Annotated in this window: 19 protein-coding genes; 13 read left to right on the top strand and 6 right to left on the bottom strand. The window is 67.3% G+C overall.

The window, feature by feature from the left end; all coding sequences use genetic code 11:
• Positions 1-36: 36 nt before the first annotated feature.
• Both N416_RS0119695 and dut read right to left on the bottom strand, forming a co-directional pair.
• Entirely contained in the window at positions 37-849 is an 813-nt protein-coding gene (locus N416_RS0119695) for a DUF3710 domain-containing protein (RefSeq protein WP_036458704.1), read from the bottom strand.
• A gap of 39 nt (positions 850-888) precedes the next feature.
• The gene (gene dut / locus N416_RS0119700; protein ID WP_024443813.1) at positions 889-1353 is read right to left on the bottom strand and encodes a dUTP diphosphatase; all 465 of its coding nucleotides are present in this window, start codon (positions 1351-1353) and stop codon (positions 889-891) included.
• A gap of 25 nt (positions 1354-1378) precedes the next feature.
• On the opposite strand from dut, the gene N416_RS0119705 reads away from it, so the two are divergent.
• Positions 1379-1864: a DUF3093 domain-containing protein gene (locus N416_RS0119705; protein ID WP_024443814.1), complete on the top strand. Its 486-nt coding sequence runs from the start codon at positions 1379-1381 to the stop codon at positions 1862-1864.
• Positions 1865-1986: 122 nt separating this feature from the next.
• On the opposite strand, the gene N416_RS0119710 is transcribed toward N416_RS0119705, so the two are convergent.
• Entirely contained in the window at positions 1987-2289 is a 303-nt protein-coding gene (locus tag N416_RS0119710; RefSeq protein ID WP_013829371.1) for a DUF4193 domain-containing protein, read from the bottom strand.
• A gap of 171 nt (positions 2290-2460) precedes the next feature.
• On the opposite strand from N416_RS0119710, the gene cei reads away from it, so the two are divergent.
• From cei to N416_RS0119735, 5 genes are all read left to right on the top strand, one after another.
• On the top strand, positions 2461-3111 hold the full coding sequence (gene cei / locus N416_RS0119715; RefSeq protein ID WP_024443815.1) for an envelope integrity protein Cei: 651 nt from the start codon (positions 2461-2463) through the stop codon (positions 3109-3111).
• 26 nt (positions 3112-3137) lie between these two features.
• On the top strand, positions 3138-3950 hold the full coding sequence (ppgK, locus tag N416_RS0119720; RefSeq protein WP_024443816.1) for a polyphosphate--glucose phosphotransferase: 813 nt from the start codon (positions 3138-3140) through the stop codon (positions 3948-3950).
• A 186-nt stretch (positions 3951-4136) separates the two neighbouring features.
• Positions 4137-5660: an RNA polymerase sigma factor gene (locus tag N416_RS0119725; RefSeq protein WP_024443817.1), complete on the top strand. Its 1524-nt coding sequence runs from the start codon at positions 4137-4139 to the stop codon at positions 5658-5660.
• An 11-nt stretch (positions 5661-5671) separates the two neighbouring features.
• On the top strand, positions 5672-6748 hold the full coding sequence (locus N416_RS0119730; RefSeq protein ID WP_024443818.1) for a methyltransferase: 1077 nt from the start codon (positions 5672-5674) through the stop codon (positions 6746-6748).
• 38 nt (positions 6749-6786) lie between these two features.
• Positions 6787-7074: a hypothetical protein gene (locus N416_RS0119735; protein ID WP_024443819.1), complete on the top strand. Its 288-nt coding sequence runs from the start codon at positions 6787-6789 to the stop codon at positions 7072-7074.
• Here the strand turns inward: N416_RS0119735 and N416_RS0119740 are convergent.
• A complete protein-coding gene (locus N416_RS0119740; RefSeq protein ID WP_081654639.1) occupies positions 7025-7390 on the bottom strand; it encodes a DUF952 domain-containing protein in 366 nt (121 codons plus the stop codon). The two genes, N416_RS0119735 and N416_RS0119740, sit on opposite strands and share 50 nt — an antisense overlap.
• Positions 7391-7509: 119 nt before the next feature.
• Between N416_RS0119740 and N416_RS0119745 the strand changes: the two genes are divergently transcribed.
• Together N416_RS0119745 and N416_RS0119750 are read left to right on the top strand one after the other, a co-directional pair.
• Positions 7510-7704, top strand: a complete 195-nt coding sequence (locus tag N416_RS0119745) for a hypothetical protein (protein ID WP_024443821.1) — start codon at positions 7510-7512, stop codon at positions 7702-7704.
• 74 nt (positions 7705-7778) lie between these two features.
• Positions 7779-8735: a YihY/virulence factor BrkB family protein gene (locus N416_RS0119750; protein WP_024443822.1), complete on the top strand. Its 957-nt coding sequence runs from the start codon at positions 7779-7781 to the stop codon at positions 8733-8735.
• Here the strand turns inward: N416_RS0119750 and N416_RS0119755 are convergent.
• Complete coding sequence (locus N416_RS0119755) at positions 8722-8961, bottom strand: DUF3039 domain-containing protein (RefSeq protein ID WP_036458716.1); 240 nt, start codon at positions 8959-8961, stop codon at positions 8722-8724. The genes N416_RS0119750 and N416_RS0119755 overlap by 14 nt on opposite strands.
• A 65-nt stretch (positions 8962-9026) precedes the next feature.
• Here N416_RS0119755 and N416_RS21940 point away from each other — a divergent pair, with 65 nt between their 5' ends.
• From N416_RS21940 to N416_RS0119770, 3 genes are all read left to right on the top strand, one after another.
• Positions 9027-9452, top strand: coding sequence for a DUF3099 domain-containing protein (locus tag N416_RS21940; RefSeq protein WP_024443824.1), 426 nt, complete (start codon positions 9027-9029; stop codon positions 9450-9452).
• A 128-nt stretch (positions 9453-9580) separates the two neighbouring features.
• Entirely contained in the window at positions 9581-10546 is a 966-nt protein-coding gene (locus N416_RS0119765) for a sigma-70 family RNA polymerase sigma factor (protein WP_036458705.1), read from the top strand.
• Positions 10547-10684: 138 nt separating this feature from the next.
• On the top strand, positions 10685-11377 hold the full coding sequence (locus tag N416_RS0119770; protein WP_024443826.1) for a metal-dependent transcriptional regulator: 693 nt from the start codon (positions 10685-10687) through the stop codon (positions 11375-11377).
• A gap of 12 nt (positions 11378-11389) precedes the next feature.
• Here the strand turns inward: N416_RS0119770 and N416_RS0119775 are convergent, their stop codons facing one another.
• Positions 11390-12445, bottom strand: coding sequence for a DUF4192 domain-containing protein (locus tag N416_RS0119775; protein ID WP_024443827.1), 1056 nt, complete (start codon positions 12443-12445; stop codon positions 11390-11392).
• 140 nt (positions 12446-12585) lie between these two features.
• On the opposite strand from N416_RS0119775, the gene sthA reads away from it, so the two are divergent.
• Positions 12586-14001 (top strand): Si-specific NAD(P)(+) transhydrogenase, encoded by a 1416-nt coding sequence (sthA, locus tag N416_RS0119780; RefSeq protein WP_024443828.1) that lies wholly within the window; start codon positions 12586-12588, stop codon positions 13999-14001.
• A gap of 172 nt (positions 14002-14173) precedes the next feature.
• On the top strand, positions 14174-15151 hold the full coding sequence (locus tag N416_RS0119785; RefSeq protein ID WP_024443829.1) for a proteasome assembly chaperone family protein: 978 nt from the start codon (positions 14174-14176) through the stop codon (positions 15149-15151).
• The last annotated feature ends 10 nt before the right edge of the window (positions 15152-15161 follow it).

Consider the following 15161-nt stretch of genomic DNA (forward strand, 5'->3'; position numbering starts at 1 on the left):
GGCGGCCCAGCTTCGCCTCTCCTGCGTCGAGGCTCGCTACCCGCCGGTGATGGTGCGCAACTGCTGCATCGCGGATCCCTCCACGCTGCGGCGTGCGGCCGGCGCCGGCGGTACGTCGCCGCCTCCGCCGAACACGGCGGCCTGCTGCGCCGCGGCCATCTGCTGGGCCGCCGCCTGCTGGGCCGCCGCCTGCTGCGCCGCGGCCTGCTGCGCCGCGGCAGCCCGCAACTGCTCGGCCATCGGCTCAGGTAGCCGGACCGGCAGCGGGGTGCGCACTGGCAGCGGAGTGTCGCCACGCCGGACGACCGTGTCCGCCAGCGCCTCTCGGGCCTGCTGTGCGAGCACATCCATGGTCTCGGGCCGACCGTTGATCACACAGCGCACCATCCAGCGGTAGCCGTCGACCCCGATGAACCGGACGGCACCGGTCGCCGAACCGAGCACCTCCCGGCCCCACGGCCCGTCGACGATGCTGACCATCGCGTTGTCCCTGCGCAGTGCGTCGGCCAGCTCCCCGGCCACCTCGCGCCACAGACCCGGCGACTTCGGCGCCGCATAGGCGGCGATGTTGAACCGGCCGTTGGGCGTCACCAGCCACACCGCGCTCGGGACACCCGCCTCACTCAGTTCGACCTGGACCTGGGCACCCGCGGGCATGGGCAGCAGCACCGAACCCAGGTCGAGCCGGGCCGTCGTCGCCGCTGCGGGGTCGTCGAAATCTTCGATGTCGAAGGGGCCCTCCAGCTGCTCCGAATCGGATGCGAACTCGTCCGCTGCTCCGGAGGCTTCCGGCCCGGCGCTCGTCGGCTCGTCGGCCTCGCGCTTGCCTTTACCCCTACCGAATGCCATCACAGCCGCCCACCTTCATCGCTTCTTCGTCACAAGCCATCACAGGCTCGCGTGCCCACCGGAGGACCCGTGTCCACCGGAACCACGGGTCGTCGGTTCCAGCCCGGCCTCATCGAACGAGGTCACCTCGACCAGTTCCGGAAGCTCGACCCGCTGCACCAGCAGCTGGGCGATCCGGTCGCCCCGGTGGATCTCGATCGGCACCGCCGAGTCCAGGTTGATCAATGAGACCTTTATCTCACCACGATAGCCCGCGTCGACGGTGCCGGGACTGTTGACAATCGAAAGGCCCACCCGCGCAGCCAAACCCGACCGAGGATGGATAAGGCCGACCATGCCGAACGGAATCGCCACGGCGATTCCGGTGGGTACCAGGGCACGCTGACCTGGGCCCAACTCGACATCGATCGCGCTGCAGAGGTCGACGCCGGCATCGCCGGCGTGCGCACGGCTCGGCAGTGGAAGATCCGGATCCAGGCGAACAACCGCAAGACTGGGTGACACGAGGCGCAAGACTACTCTTAGCCGGATGTCGGGGTCGCGCGTGAACCATCGGGCATCGCAAACAGTGCGCTACAGCGAACAGCTGTGGGTGCCGTGGTGGTGGTGGCCACTGGGGTTCTTGGGTAACGGTCTGATGGCCTACGAAGTCCGCTTGGGCCTGCGCACTCTGCCCGGCTGGCTGCCGTTCGCGGTGTTCTTCGCGATCACCGTCGGCGCCCTGTTGTGGCTGGGTCGGATCAAGGTCCGCGTCGTCGAAAGCGGCGGAGAAACGCAGTTGTGGGCCGGTGACGCGCACCTGCCGACGACGGCGATCGCGCGCTGCGCCGAGGTCCCGCAGTCGGCCAAGTCAGCGGCGCTGGGCCGCCAGCTCGATCCGGCGGCATATGTCGTCCATCGCGGCTGGGTGGGGCCCATGATCTTGGCCGTCCTCGATGATCCCGACGACCCGACCCCGTACTGGCTGGTCAGCTGCCGCAATCCGCAGCGGCTGCTGGCGGCGTTGCAGGCCTAGCGCCGATCATCGACGCGACGGGGTCATGCCCAGCGGAGCGCCCACACCTACGGGGTGGGTCGGCCCGCTCGCGGGAAGGGCCGTCGCCGTCGGACTCAGCAGGATTGAACGGGGCAGATCCGTCAGGCCGCGCAGTCGGTGCAGATCATCACACCGTTCTTCTCACTGGCCAGACGGCTGCGGTGCTGAACCAGGAAACAGCTGGAGCAGGTGAACTCGTCGGCCTGCTTCGGAACGACACGGACCGACAGCTCCTCACCGGACAGGTCGGCGCCCGGCAGCTCGAACGACTCGGCCGATTCGGACTCGTCGACGTCGACCACGGCGGACTGCGCCTCGTTACGCCGCGCCTTGAGTTCCTCTAACGAATCCTCGGAAACGTCGTCGGTCTCGGTGCGCCGCGGGGCGTCGTAATCGGTAGCCATGGTCTTCATCCCCTCAAGTCCCCTCGAAACCCTGCGCGAGCTTTGTACCAGCGTCGAACGCATCCACCAAATGATTCGTGCCCGGATCGCGGTCAGATTAAGTGTGATTTACGTCACATTGTATTCCTGACCACGGTGATCGCCCCCGTGAACGCCCTCTAGAGTGCGTACGTGGTCGCGCAAATCACTACCGGTACCGAGTTCGACAAGCACGGTCGGCCGTTCCGGCGACGCAACAACAGACCGGCCGCATACGCCTTGGCCGCGCTGGCATTGCTGACCGCCGTGGCATGGGGGGTGGCACTCACCCGGCCGGTCGATATCCATGAAGTCGCGGTGTGCAACGCCCCGCCGGCGCCGACTGAGGCCGACCAGCCCCGCCTGGGCACTCAGGTACCGCGTGCCGCCATGATCAGCACCACCCCCGCCAAACTGGCCGACATCAAGTCCCGCGTGCTCAACGCCAGCGGCCGAGCCGGACAGGCCGCCGATGTCGCCGACGCACTCCGCGACGACGGCTTCGCCCAACCGACCGCCGCCAACGACCCCATCTACGCCGAGGACCGGCTGGACTGCCAGGGCCAGATCCGGTTCGGCCCAGCGGGCCAGGCCGCCGCGGCAGCACTGTGGCTGGTGGCGCCGTGCACGGAACTGTTCCGCGACGACCGCGCCGACGATTCGGTGGATCTGGCGGTCGGCAGCGACTTCGTCAGCCTGTCGCACAGCGATGACATCGAGGCCGCGCTGGCCGGCTTGCGGCCGGACGCCACCGGGTTGCCCGACCCCGCTTTGCTGGCCAAGATTCATTCCGGCACCTGCTGACGACCTCTCGCCGAACAGGAGATCCGATGACCGGCCCCGACCCCGTCCCCGCCCCGATCGAGGACCGTCCGATCGCCGGCGCGCGACGGCAGCGACGGGCCTTCGGCGTCGACGTGGGCGGCAGCGGCATCAAGGGGGGCGTCGTCGATCTGGACACCGGCGCTCTGATCGGTGAGCGGTTCAAGCTGCCCACGCCCAGCCCCGCCACACCGGTCTTGGTCGCCCGGACCGTCGCCGCGGTGGTCCGGGACTTCGGGTGGACCGGCCCGCTGGGTGTCACCTATCCGGGCGTGGTGGTCAACGGCGTCGTACAGACCGCCGCCAACGTGGACAAGTCCTGGATCGGGCTGAACGCGCAGGAGACGATCGCCGCTGAACTCGACGGTCAGCGGATCGTCATCCTCAACGACGCAGACGCCGCCGGGCTGGCCGAGGAGCGGTTCGGGGCAGGCAAGAACAACAGCGGCGTGGTCGTCTTACTCACCTTCGGGACGGGGATCGGCTCGGCGGTGATTCACAACGGAAAGCTGCTGCCCAACACCGAACTCGGCCACATCGAGGTGGGTGGCAAAGAAGCCGAACACCGGGCCGCCGCGTCGGTCAAGGAGCGCAAGAACTGGTCCATGGAGAAGTGGGCGAAGCAGGTGACCATGGTGCTGATCGCGATTGAGAACGCACTGTGCCCCGACCTGATCATCGTCGGGGGCGGTATCAGCCGCAAAGCCGATCGGTGGGTGCCGCTGCTGGGCAACCGGACCCCGGTGGTCGCCGCGACACTGCAGAACACCGCGGGCATTGTCGGGGCCGCGATGGCGTCATCGGCCGACGTGACCCGCTGAATAACGCCCGCTCGACGATTACTGCCTCACCCTGTCGTTACAATGGTCGACGGCGGCCGCCTAACCGATAGCGGCGACTATCCCAGTTGATCACCAACTGAAATAGAGCCGACATTCGACATACCCGACACTTTCGGTTGCGCACGACGCTGCGACCCGAAAGTCAGTCCGACCGAAGGGGTGGACGTGGCAGCGAGCAAGGCACAGCCGGCGACTGAGGAGCCCAAGAAGGGCAGTGCCACCAAGGCACCCGCCAAAGCCGCCGTGAAGTCGCCTGCCAAGGCTCCCGCCAAAGCTGCCGCCGCGGCGCCCGCCAAGCGGACCGCGGCCAAGGCCACCAAGGCAGCGGCGCCCGCCAAGAAGGCCGCCAAGTCGACGACGCGTGGCGCCGCCGCCGACGGCGCCGCCAAGCCCGCGACCCGGTCGACCCGGGGCCCGGCGAAGAAGGCCGCCAAGGCCACCAAGGCCAGCGCGAAGAACGCCGACGCCGGCGCGGCACCCGAAGATCTCGACACCGACGTAGAGCTGGACGGCGAACCCGGCGTTGACGACATCGACGACGCCGACCTGAGCCTGGACGAACTCGACGACGACGACACCGACTCGGCTGCCGAGGGCGACGGCGCCACGTCAGGCGCGTCGGCGGACTCGGCCGAGGACGGCGAGGAGGGCGACGACGACGACGAGATCGCCGAGCCCAGCGAGAAGGACAAGGCTTCCGGCGACTTTGTCTGGGACGAAGAGGAATCCGAAGCGCTGCGGCAGGCCCGCAAGGATGCCGAGCTCACCGCCTCGGCCGACTCGGTGCGCGCCTACCTCAAGCAGATCGGCAAGGTCGCGCTGCTCAACGCCGAGGAGGAAGTCGAGCTGGCCAAGCGCATCGAGGCCGGCCTGTTCGCGACCCAGAAGATGGCCGAGCACACCGAGAAGGGCGAGAAGCTCGCGGTCGCCTACCGGCGTGACATGGCGTGGATCTGTCGCGACGGCGACCGGGCCAAGAACCACCTGCTCGAGGCCAACCTGCGACTGGTGGTCTCGCTGGCCAAGCGTTACACCGGCCGCGGGATGGCGTTCCTGGACCTGATCCAGGAGGGCAACCTCGGTCTGATCCGCGCGGTCGAGAAGTTCGACTACACCAAGGGCTACAAGTTCTCCACCTACGCCACCTGGTGGATCCGCCAGGCCATCACCCGTGCCATGGCCGACCAAGCACGCACCATCCGTATCCCGGTGCACATGGTCGAGGTGATCAACAAGCTCGGCCGCATCCAGCGCGAGCTGCTGCAGGACCTGGGCCGCGAGCCCACCCCCGAGGAACTGGCCAAGGAGATGGACATCACCCCGGAGAAGGTGCTGGAGATCCAGCAGTACGCCCGCGAGCCCATCTCGCTGGACCAGACCATCGGCGACGAGGGCGACTCGCAGCTCGGTGACTTCATCGAGGACTCCGAGGCTGTCGTCGCGGTCGACGCCGTGTCGTTCACCTTGCTCCAGGACCAGCTGCAGTCGGTGCTCGAGACGCTCTCCGAGCGTGAGGCCGGCGTGGTGCGGCTGCGGTTCGGCCTCACCGATGGCCAGCCGCGGACCCTCGACGAGATCGGCCAGGTCTACGGGGTCACCCGGGAGCGCATTCGTCAGATCGAGTCGAAGACGATGTCAAAACTCCGGCATCCCAGCCGGTCCCAGGTCTTGCGCGACTACCTCGACTAGCGCGCGGCGATATGGCCAAGACACCCCCGGCGGCAGTGCTCAGTGCCGTCAACGCATTTCGTGGTGGCCTGCAGCGCCTACGCCAGGCCACCGTCCCGGCGTCGGTGGCGATCATGGAGCTGGGCTTCGGCGGATGGCTGACCCAGGCGCTTGCCGCCGCGGTGCGACTCGGTATCGCCGACGCGCTCAGTGCTGGTCCGCTGAGCGCGGACGAGGTCGCCCGCCGCGTAGGCACCGATCCGCGCGCCACCTACCGCCTGATGCGCGCACTGGCCAGCCACTCGGTGCTGAAGCTGCGCCGCGACGGCCGGTTCGCCCTGACCCGTACCGGGCGAGCGCTGGTCTCTGACAACCCGGCCGGCGTGGCGCCGATGCTGGCGTTCGTCGGCCACCCGGCGCACCGGGAGCACTGGTCGAACCTGGAGCACTCCGTACGGACGGGTGAAAGCGCCGTCACCAAGGTGCGCGGAATGTCGTTCTTCGACTACACCGACACCGACCCCGAACTGGCGCAGGTCTTCAATGACGCCATGACCGGCGCGTCCGCTATGGCGATCGAAAGTGCGGTTCCCGCCTACGATTTCAGCAAAAGCAAGCTGATCGTGGATGTGGGCGGCGGTCACGGCGCGCTGCTGGCTGCGGTGCTGCGTCAGGCGCCGAATGCCCGCGGCGTGCTGTTCGACCTGCCGCAGGTGGTGGCCGGCGCCGGTGCGACGGTGGCCGACGTGGCGTCACGCTGCGATCTGAGCGGCGGGTCGTTCTTCGAGTCGGTCCCCGCCGGTGGCGACACCTACCTGCTCAAGACCGTCATCCACGATTGGAACGACGAGCAGTCGTTGGCGATTCTGCGCAATGTCCGGGCCGCCATCGCGCCGGGCGGCAAGGTGCTGCTGTTCGAGATGGTGCTGCCCGAGCGCGCGCCAGCCCACCTGGGGATGGTGCTCGACCTGGAGATGCTGGTTGCCGCCGGCGGACAGGAGCGCACCCGGCGGGAATACGCCGAACTGCTGTCCCAGGCGGGATTCGAGCTGCGACGGGTGGTGGCCACCGCCAGCCCGCTGGCGATCGTCGAGGCCCGAGCGGTCTAGGACGCCGATGCCTACGTTGCGGCGTAGGATCGCCCAGCATGCCGACCGAGGACGCAGCGCAGGCGACTTTTGCCGCGTTGTTGAAGCGTGCCGCCACCCACGGCCATCGGGTGCCACCCGAGGCCGATCTCAATCCCGCCGTGCTCGATGCGATCAACGCGGTCGCCGCCGCCTGGCCGCGAGTGCCCGCGATTTTGATCACCAAGGCGCAGACCACGTTCGCCCGTAGCGAACTCACCCGAGTGTCGGCAGCCAAGCCGACGACCCCGTTCCACCTCAACCGGCCGGAGCGAACACACCGTCCGGGCCGGGCCGGTAATCACTGACACCGATCACCGCCTCGACGGGCAACGGCCCGTACAGGTGCGGGAACAGCATGGACTCCGGATCGCTCGGTACGCCTGGCTCCCAGCGCACCGGTGCGCCGACTTTAGCCGGATCCACCTGCAGCAACACCAGATCCGCACAGCCTCGATACAGCCGGTTCGCGGGCAGGTGCACCTGTTGCGGGGTGGACATGTGCACGAAACCCACGCTGTCCAACGACTCCGGGCGCACTGTTCCGGAAGCCTGCGCCTGCGCCCAGTCCCCGGCGCTGCACAGGTGCACCAGCACATCGGGCGGGATCACGGATCGTGTCATGGCACCGATCCTGCCGCACCGGCGCTGGGGTGAGACACGACACAGCCGAACCGGGGAACAACGCCGAACGCTCAAGCGTCTGACACACTTGAGAACAACCGCGAGAAACGGAGGAGCCCATGAACGCGACTCTGACCAGTCCTGAGCTCACTCGGGCTGATCGATGCGACCGGTGCGGTGCCGCCGCACGGGTACGAGCCACGCTGCCCTCCGGTGCCGAACTTCTTTTCTGCCAGCACCACGCCAACGAGCACGAAGCCAAGCTGGTCGAGCTGGCCGCCGTGATTCAGGTCAGCGCAGCGGCTGACGCGTAACCGGAGCCGGCACGCAACACGCCCGGCTGCGCGATTGTGCAATAGCAGCACCCGTCAGGAATGCTGGGCTGGTCATGAGTGACCAGATCCCCAAACCTTCCCGTCATCACCTGCTCCGTATTGCACGCCGCACTCTGGTCAAGAGCTGGGACGATTCGATCTTCGCCGAATCGGCGCAGGCGGGGTTCTGGTCGGTGTTGTCATTGCCACCGTTGTTGCTGGGAATGCTGGGCAGTCTGTCCTACATCGCGCCGCTGTTCGGACCGGACACGCTGGCCACCATCCAGGACCGGTTGATCGGTATGGCCAGCAGCTTCTTCTCGAAGAACGTCGTGGTGGAGATCATCGAGCCGACCGTGCGGGACATTGTGGCCAATGCCCGCGGCGAGGTGGTCTCGCTGGGATTCGTGATCTCGTTGTGGGCCGGCTCGTCGGCGATCTCGGCGTTCGTCGACTCAGTGGTCGAGGCACACGATCAGACGCCGCTGCGACACCCGGTGCGACAACGCTTCTTCGCGTTGGGTCTCTACGTGGCGATGCTGGTGATCGCCGTGGCCACCGCGCCGTTGGCCGCACTGGGACCGCACGCGATCGCCGAGCACCTGCCGGCCCAGTGGACCGACGTGCTGCGGTTCGGCTACTACCCGGCACTGGTGCTGGGATTGCTGCTGGCGGTGACGGTGCTCTATCGGGTGTCGCTGCCCAAGCCGCTGCCCTCACATCGGCTGGTGTTCGGCGCGCTGCTGGCCACCACGGTGTTCGTGGTGGCGACGATGGGGCTGCGGATCTACCTCCGCTACATCACCAGCACCGGCTACACCTATGGGGCGCTGGCGACGCCGATCGCCTTCTTGTTGTTCGCGTTCCTGCTCGGCTTCGCCATCATGCTGGGCGCAGAGCTGAACGCAGCGGTGCAAGAGGAGTGGCCGGCGCAGGCCACTCACCTGCACCAGCTGCGTACCTGGGTGGTGTCACGAGCCGGCCAGACCGGTCCAGACCGCGATGACACCGATCCGGTCAAGCCTGCTTGAGCGTCGCGTAGATCTTCTTGCAGTCCGGGCAGACCGGGGAACCCGGCTTGGCCGACTTGGTCACCGGGAATACCTCACCGCACAGCGCCACAACGTGCGTGCCCATGACCGCGCTTTCGGCGATCTTGTCCTTCTTGACGTAGTGGAAGTACTTCGGGGTGTCGCCGTCGGTCCCGTCATCAACGCGTTCCTCGGAATCGGTGCGCTCAAGGGTGTCGGTCTGTATGCCCATATCCCCATTGTGCCCAGAACTGGAGTTGATCCAAAACCCCTCGTGCCACCGAATCGCTCGTGTGGGACAGTGGAGTAATGAAGCACGGCCCCGAGCTGGGTTTCGACGACGACGGCAGACCGGTTCTGATCACCGCGGCCGCGCCGTCCTTTGAGCAGCAGCACCGCGAACGGGTACGCAAGTACCTGACCTTGATGGCGTTCCGGGTGCCTGCCCTGATCCTGGCCGCGATCGCCTACGGAATGTGGCACAACGGCCTGATCTCCCTGCTGATATTGGTGGCGTCGATCCCGCTGCCGTGGATGGCCGTGTTGATCGCCAACGACCGGCCTCCTCGCAGTGCCGACGAGCCCCGCCGCTACGACGCAGCCCCGACCCGCACGCCGCTGTTTCCCACCGGCACCCGCCCTGCCCTGGAGCGGCCGAAGCACCCGGAATCGGGAGACGACGCCCCAGGCGAAGCGCCGCACGGTACCGGTTCTTAGCACATTCTCAAAGTCATTCCCGTATTTCCGCACGTCAAGTGGTGTGGAAAAGCGGTCGGCCGGGAACTCTGCACTCGTGTCGGACGTTGACACCTGTGACAGCAGAAGCCGATCAACGGGAGGCCGCAATGGCAAAGGCAGATGCCACCACCAGTCGGATCGACGGCGATTTGGACGCGCAGAGCCCAGCCGCAGATCTAGTGCGGGTGTACCTCAACGGGATCGGCAAGACAGCATTGCTCAATGCCGCTGACGAGGTAGAGCTCGCCAAACGGATCGAGGCCGGACTGTACGCCCAGCACCTGCTCGACACCCGCAAGCGTTTTGGCGAGAAGCGCAAGCGCGAACTCGCCGCGGTGGTACGAGACGGCGAAGCCGCCCGCCGGCACCTGCTGGAGGCCAACCTGCGCCTGGTGGTCTCCCTGGCCAAGCGCTACACCGGCCGGGGCATGCCACTGCTGGACCTGATCCAGGAAGGCAATCTGGGGTTGATCCGCGCAATGGAGAAGTTCGACTACGCAAAGGGTTTCAAGTTCTCCACCTATGCGACCTGGTGGATCCGCCAGGCCATCACCCGCGGGATGGCGGATCAGAGCCGCACCATCCGGCTGCCGGTCCACTTGGTCGAACAGGTCAACAAGCTGGCTCGGATCAAACGGGAAATGCATCAGCAGCTGGGCCGCGAGGCCACTGACGAGGAACTGGCCGCCGAGTCCGGCATCCCAGCGGAGAAGATCAACGACCTGCTCGAGCACAGCCGCGACCCGGTCAGTCTCGACATGCCGGTCGGCTCCGACGAGGAGGCCCCGCTGGGTGACTTCATCGAGGACTCCGAGGCGATGTCGGCGGAGAACGCGGTGATCTCCGAGCTGTTGCACACCGATATCCGCAGCGTGCTGGCCACCCTCGACGAACGCGAGCATCAGGTGATCCGGCTGCGGTTCGGCCTCGACGACGGACAGCCCCGCACGCTGGACCAGATCGGCAAGCTGTTCGGTCTGTCACGCGAGCGGGTCCGCCAGATCGAGCGCGAGGTGATGGCCAAGCTGCGCCACGGTGAGCGGGCCGACCGCCTGCGCTCGTACGCCAGCTGACACCGCCCGTCCCCGTGTCCGGCGGGCCACCGACCTCGGTGGCCCGCCGGACGCGCGTTGCCGCCGGAGCGCCGAACGTCGCTCGCTAACCGTCTCCTTAGCCGCCGAAGTAGACTCGGCTGCGACGGAAGGTGCGGAATGAATGACCTGGTTGATACCACCGAGATGTACCTCAGGACGATCTACGACCTTGAGGAAGAGGGTGTCACCCCGCTGCGTGCGCGGATAGCCGAGCGACTGGAGCAAAGCGGGCCGACCGTCAGCCAGACGGTTTCCCGGATGGAGCGCGACGGCTTGCTCAAAGTGGCCGGCGACCGCCACCTCGAACTGACCGAGAAAGGCCGTACCCTGGCCGTCTCGGTGATGCGCAAGCACCGACTGGCTGAGCGCCTGCTCGTCGACATCATCGGGCTGCCGCTGGAAGAGGTACATGCCGAAGCCTGTCGCTGGGAACATGTGATGAGCGAGGACGTCGAGCGCCGTCTGGTTCAGGTACTCGACAACCCGACCACGTCGCCGTTCGGCAACCCCATCCCGGGCCTGCCCGACCTCGGCTTCGGCGCGGACTCCGCCGGTTGGGATTCCGATCTGGTGCGGCTGACCCAGTTGCCGGCCGGTTCCCCGGTGGCCGTGGTGGTCCGTCAGCTCACCGAGCACGTCCAGGGCGATATCGACCTGATCACCCGGCTAAAGGAGGCCGGTGTGGTGCCCAATGCCAGGGTGACCGTGCAGGCCGACGGCGACGACGGCGTGACCATCGTGATCCCCGGCCACACCGACGTCAGCCTGCCCTACGAGATGGCGCACGCCGTCAAGGTCCAGAAGGTCTGAGCGCTCCACGGGTCAGCCGGCTTGCTGACTGAACCCCTGCCGCTGCGGCAACGGCACCCCGATCTGCCGGGCCAGACGATAGCCGGTGTCCGCCAACCCGCGGATGCGCTCCGGCCGCAGCCCGGACTGCAAAGCGGTGTCGAGCAGGCCCGCCATCCGATGCCCCGGCTTGCCGCGCAAGGCGGCCTCCAGTGACACGCCGGCCAGCGGGCCGTCGCCGCGTGCGTAGGCGCTGAACGCCAGCAGCACCAATGCCTCGGCCCGCCACGGCTCGGGCAAGGCCCGGGCCAACGTCGACCAAAGCCGCTCAGCCTCATCTGCGCGCTCGCTGATTGCCAACGCGCACAAGATGTCCCGGACCACCACATCGACGAGCGGGCATCCGAGCCGGGCCAGCTCCGCAGCGGTGGGCTCCCTGCCGCCCGCCGGCGCGACGATGGCGGCCAGCACCTGCTCCACGCCGCGGCGGGCCCGGACCCGGGCATCACCCTCCCCCGCCGCCCACTGCGCCGCACAGTCCTCGATCGCCGCGGCCACCGCGGCACAGCGGGCGGCGTCATCAGGCGTGATGACCGCCTGCAGGTCTGCTCGCCGGGCGTACAGTCGCCTGCCCTCCAGCACCGCGGCGGCCGCAAGCGGCGATGCCCCCGGGTCGTCGACCGGGCCGCCGGCGCCGCAACCGTCCACACAGTGCCACCGCCCACCATGGGCCACCTGGTCCACCACGTGCGCACTGAGCAGCACGATGTCGTGGTCCGACAACTCCTCGCTCAGCGCAGCGATCAGCCGGCGGTGCTGGTCGTTGCAGACCGGGCAGCGCGCCCCCGCAGCATCGACGACCACCGCGATGGCCGCGGCCGGAGCAGCGGCCGCCGCGACATCGGCGAGCCGGCCCACGGTGTCGACAAGTGCGTCGGACAGGTCGACGCGCAGCACCGAGCCCAACTCGCCCCTGTCGAGCGCCACCAGGATCAGGGACTTCTCCGGTACGAAGCCAAGGATGGCCGGCAGCGCAGCGATAAGGGCTCCGGGACGATTCAGCGTGAATTGCGGTTGTCTGGTTGTCATGGCAGCCACGTTGACGACCACCCCCGTCACCGGGGGCGCGCATACGCCTGCCCGCCCACCAGGTTGGGGATGAACCGACAACTGTGAACAGATCGTGTTCGAGATGCACGACGGGGCGAATGGGCGTAAGTGTCTGTGTCATGGATGCCAAGCGCGAGTACGACATCATCGTGATCGGTTCAGGTCCAGGGGGGCAGAAGGCCGCCATCGCATCGGCCAAGCTCGGCAAGTCGGTTGCGGTGGTCGAACGCGGCCGGATGATCGGCGGCGTCTGTGTGAACACCGGCACCATCCCGTCCAAGACGCTGCGCGAGGCGGTGCTGTACCTGACCGGGATGAACCAGCGCGACCTCTACGGCGCCAGCTACCGGGTCAAGGACAAGATCACTCCCGCGGATCTGTTGGCACGCACCCAGCATGTGATCGGCAAGGAAACCGAGGTGGTGCGCAACCAGTTGATGCGCAACCGCATCGACCTGCTGCTGGGACACGGCCGGTTCATCGACCCGCACACGATCGTCGTCGACGGCCATGGCGGCACCGAGAAAACCACCATCACAGGCGATTACATCGTGATCGCCACCGGAACCAAGCCGGTCCGCCCCGCCGGCGTGACCTTCGACGAGGAACGGGTGCTGGACTCCGACGGGATCCTCGACCTGCGATTCATCCCGGCGTCGATGGTGGTCGTCGGCGCCGGTGTGATCGGGATCGAGTACGCCTCGATGTTCGCCGCGCTGGGCACCCGGGTGACGGTGGTGGAGAAACGAGACTCGATGCTGGAGTTCTGCGACCCGGAGGTCGTCGAAGCCCTGCGTTTTCACCTGCGCGACCTGGCCGTCACCTTCCGGTTCGGCGAAGAGGTGACGGCCGTCGACGTCAGCTCCAGCGGCACCGTCACCACGTTGGCCAGCGGCAAGCAGATTCCCGCCGAGACAGTGATGTACTCGGCCGGTCGCCAAGGCCACACTGCCCACCTGGAGTTGGCCAACGCCGGCCTGGCCACCGACGAGCGGGGCCGCATCGTCGTCGACGCAACGTTCCAGACCGCCGTCGAGCACATCTACGCCGTCGGTGATGTGATCGGCTTCCCGGCCCTGGCCGCGACATCCATGGAGCAGGGCCGACTGGCGGCCTACCACGCATTCGGCGAGCCGACCGACGGGATCACCGACCTGCAGCCGATCGGGATCTACTCGATCCCAGAGGTCTCCTATGTCGGTGCCACCGAACTGGAACTGACCCGCAGCGCGATTCCCTATGAGGTAGGGGTGGCCCGGTATCGCGAGCTGGCCCGCGGTCAGATCGCCGGTGACTCCTACGGAATGCTCAAGCTGCTGGTCTCCACCAGCGACCTGAAGCTGCTCGGCGTGCATATCTTCGGCACCAACGCGACCGAGATGGTGCACATCGGCCAGGCCGTCATGGGGTGCGGCGGCACGGTGGAATACCTGGTAGATGCGGTGTTCAACTACCCGACCTTCTCCGAGGCATACAAGAACGCCGCATTGGACGTGATGAACAAGATGCGGGCGCTCCAGCAATTCCGCGGCTGAGGCGCCCGGTAAACATTTTCCTCGCTCAGCGAACGCCGAGGCACCGTGGAATCCGACGGCGTCCGCGTACGTTGTGCACCACATACGCGCACCGTTTTCGGCGTGCGGTCCCCGGTGAGGGAAAATAGACGGTGCGATCCACTGCGATCTGCACGAAGAGGAGGCGAAGGCGATGGCCGACCACCCGGACACCGGTCCCGACCGGGACCGGCACTACCAGATCGAGCCGAGCGGCATGTACGAGCTGGAGGTGCCGGCTCCGCAGCTGATGTCGGCGGATGGCGAGGGGCCAGTCCTGATCCACGCGCTGGAAGGGTTCTCCGACGCCGGCCACGCGATTCGGCTGGCCGCCAAGCACCTCAAGAGCAAGCTGGACAGTGAGTTGGTGGCGTCCTTCGCGATCGACGACCTGCTCGACTACCGCTCGCGGCGGCCGCTGATGACGTTCAAGTCCGACCACTTCACCCACTACACCGAACCGGAGCTGAGCCTGCACGCGTTGCGGGACAGTGCGGGCACCCCGTTTCTTCTGTTGGCGGGCATGGAGCCCGACCTGAAGTGGGAGCGGTTCATTACCGCGGTGCGGCTGTTGGCCGAGCAACTCGGGGTGCGTCGGACCATCGGCTTGGGCACGATCCCGATGGCCGTTCCGCACACCCGGCCGGTGACGCTGACCGCACATTCCAACAATCGCGACCTGATCAGCGAGTTCACCCCATGGATCACCGAGGTTCAGGTTCCCGGCAGCGCGTCCAACCTGCTGGAATACCGGATGGCTCAGCACGGCCACGAGGTGGTCGGCTTCACGGTGCATGTGCCGCATTACGTCGCCCAGACCGACTACCCCGAGGCCGCTGAGGCGCTGCTCAAGCAGGCCGCCCAAACCGGCGCGCTGGAGCTGCCGCTGAGCGACCTCCGCGACTCCGCCGCCGAGATCCGGACCAAGATCGACCAGCAGGTCGAAGCGAGCGCCGAAGTGGCCCAAGTGGTGTCGGCCCTGGAACGCCAGTACGACGCCTTCATCACAGCCCAGGAAAATCGCTCGCTGCTTTCCCGCGATGAGGAGCTGCCAAGCGCCGATGAGCTCGGCGCCGAGTTCGAGCGCTTCCTGGCGCAGGAGGCGAAGAAGAACCTCGACGGCGACGACTGATCGTCCCGGA

This window comes from Mycobacterium sp. UM_WGJ (assembly GCF_000455125.1).
In the GTDB taxonomy this organism is placed as follows: Bacteria; Actinomycetota; Actinomycetes; order Mycobacteriales; family Mycobacteriaceae; genus Mycobacterium.

Excerpts from the sequence above, each read along its gene's own strand:
- N416_RS0119695 (WP_036458704.1), bottom strand. The coding sequence starts at position 849 with ATGGCATTCGGTAGGGGTAAAGGCAAGCGCGAGGCCGACGAGCCGACG.
- N416_RS0119705 (WP_024443814.1), top strand. The coding sequence starts at position 1,379 with ATGTCGGGGTCGCGCGTGAACCATCGGGCATCGCAAACAGTGCGCTAC.
- N416_RS0119710 (WP_013829371.1), bottom strand. The coding sequence starts at position 2,289 with ATGGCTACCGATTACGACGCCCCGCGGCGCACCGAGACCGACGACGTT.
- ppgK (WP_024443816.1), top strand. The coding sequence starts at position 3,138 with ATGACCGGCCCCGACCCCGTCCCCGCCCCGATCGAGGACCGTCCGATC.
- N416_RS0119730 (WP_024443818.1), top strand. The coding sequence starts at position 5,672 with ATGGCCAAGACACCCCCGGCGGCAGTGCTCAGTGCCGTCAACGCATTT.
- N416_RS0119735 (WP_024443819.1), top strand. The coding sequence starts at position 6,787 with ATGCCGACCGAGGACGCAGCGCAGGCGACTTTTGCCGCGTTGTTGAAG.
- N416_RS0119740 (WP_081654639.1), bottom strand. The coding sequence starts at position 7,390 with ATGACACGATCCGTGATCCCGCCCGATGTGCTGGTGCACCTGTGCAGC.
- N416_RS0119745 (WP_024443821.1), top strand. The coding sequence starts at position 7,510 with ATGAACGCGACTCTGACCAGTCCTGAGCTCACTCGGGCTGATCGATGC.
- N416_RS0119750 (WP_024443822.1), top strand. The coding sequence starts at position 7,779 with ATGAGTGACCAGATCCCCAAACCTTCCCGTCATCACCTGCTCCGTATT.
- N416_RS0119765 (WP_036458705.1), top strand. The coding sequence starts at position 9,581 with ATGGCAAAGGCAGATGCCACCACCAGTCGGATCGACGGCGATTTGGAC.
- N416_RS0119770 (WP_024443826.1), top strand. The coding sequence starts at position 10,685 with ATGAATGACCTGGTTGATACCACCGAGATGTACCTCAGGACGATCTAC.
- N416_RS0119775 (WP_024443827.1), bottom strand. The coding sequence starts at position 12,445 with ATGACAACCAGACAACCGCAATTCACGCTGAATCGTCCCGGAGCCCTT.
- sthA (WP_024443828.1), top strand. The coding sequence starts at position 12,586 with ATGGATGCCAAGCGCGAGTACGACATCATCGTGATCGGTTCAGGTCCA.
- N416_RS0119785 (WP_024443829.1), top strand. The coding sequence starts at position 14,174 with ATGGCCGACCACCCGGACACCGGTCCCGACCGGGACCGGCACTACCAG.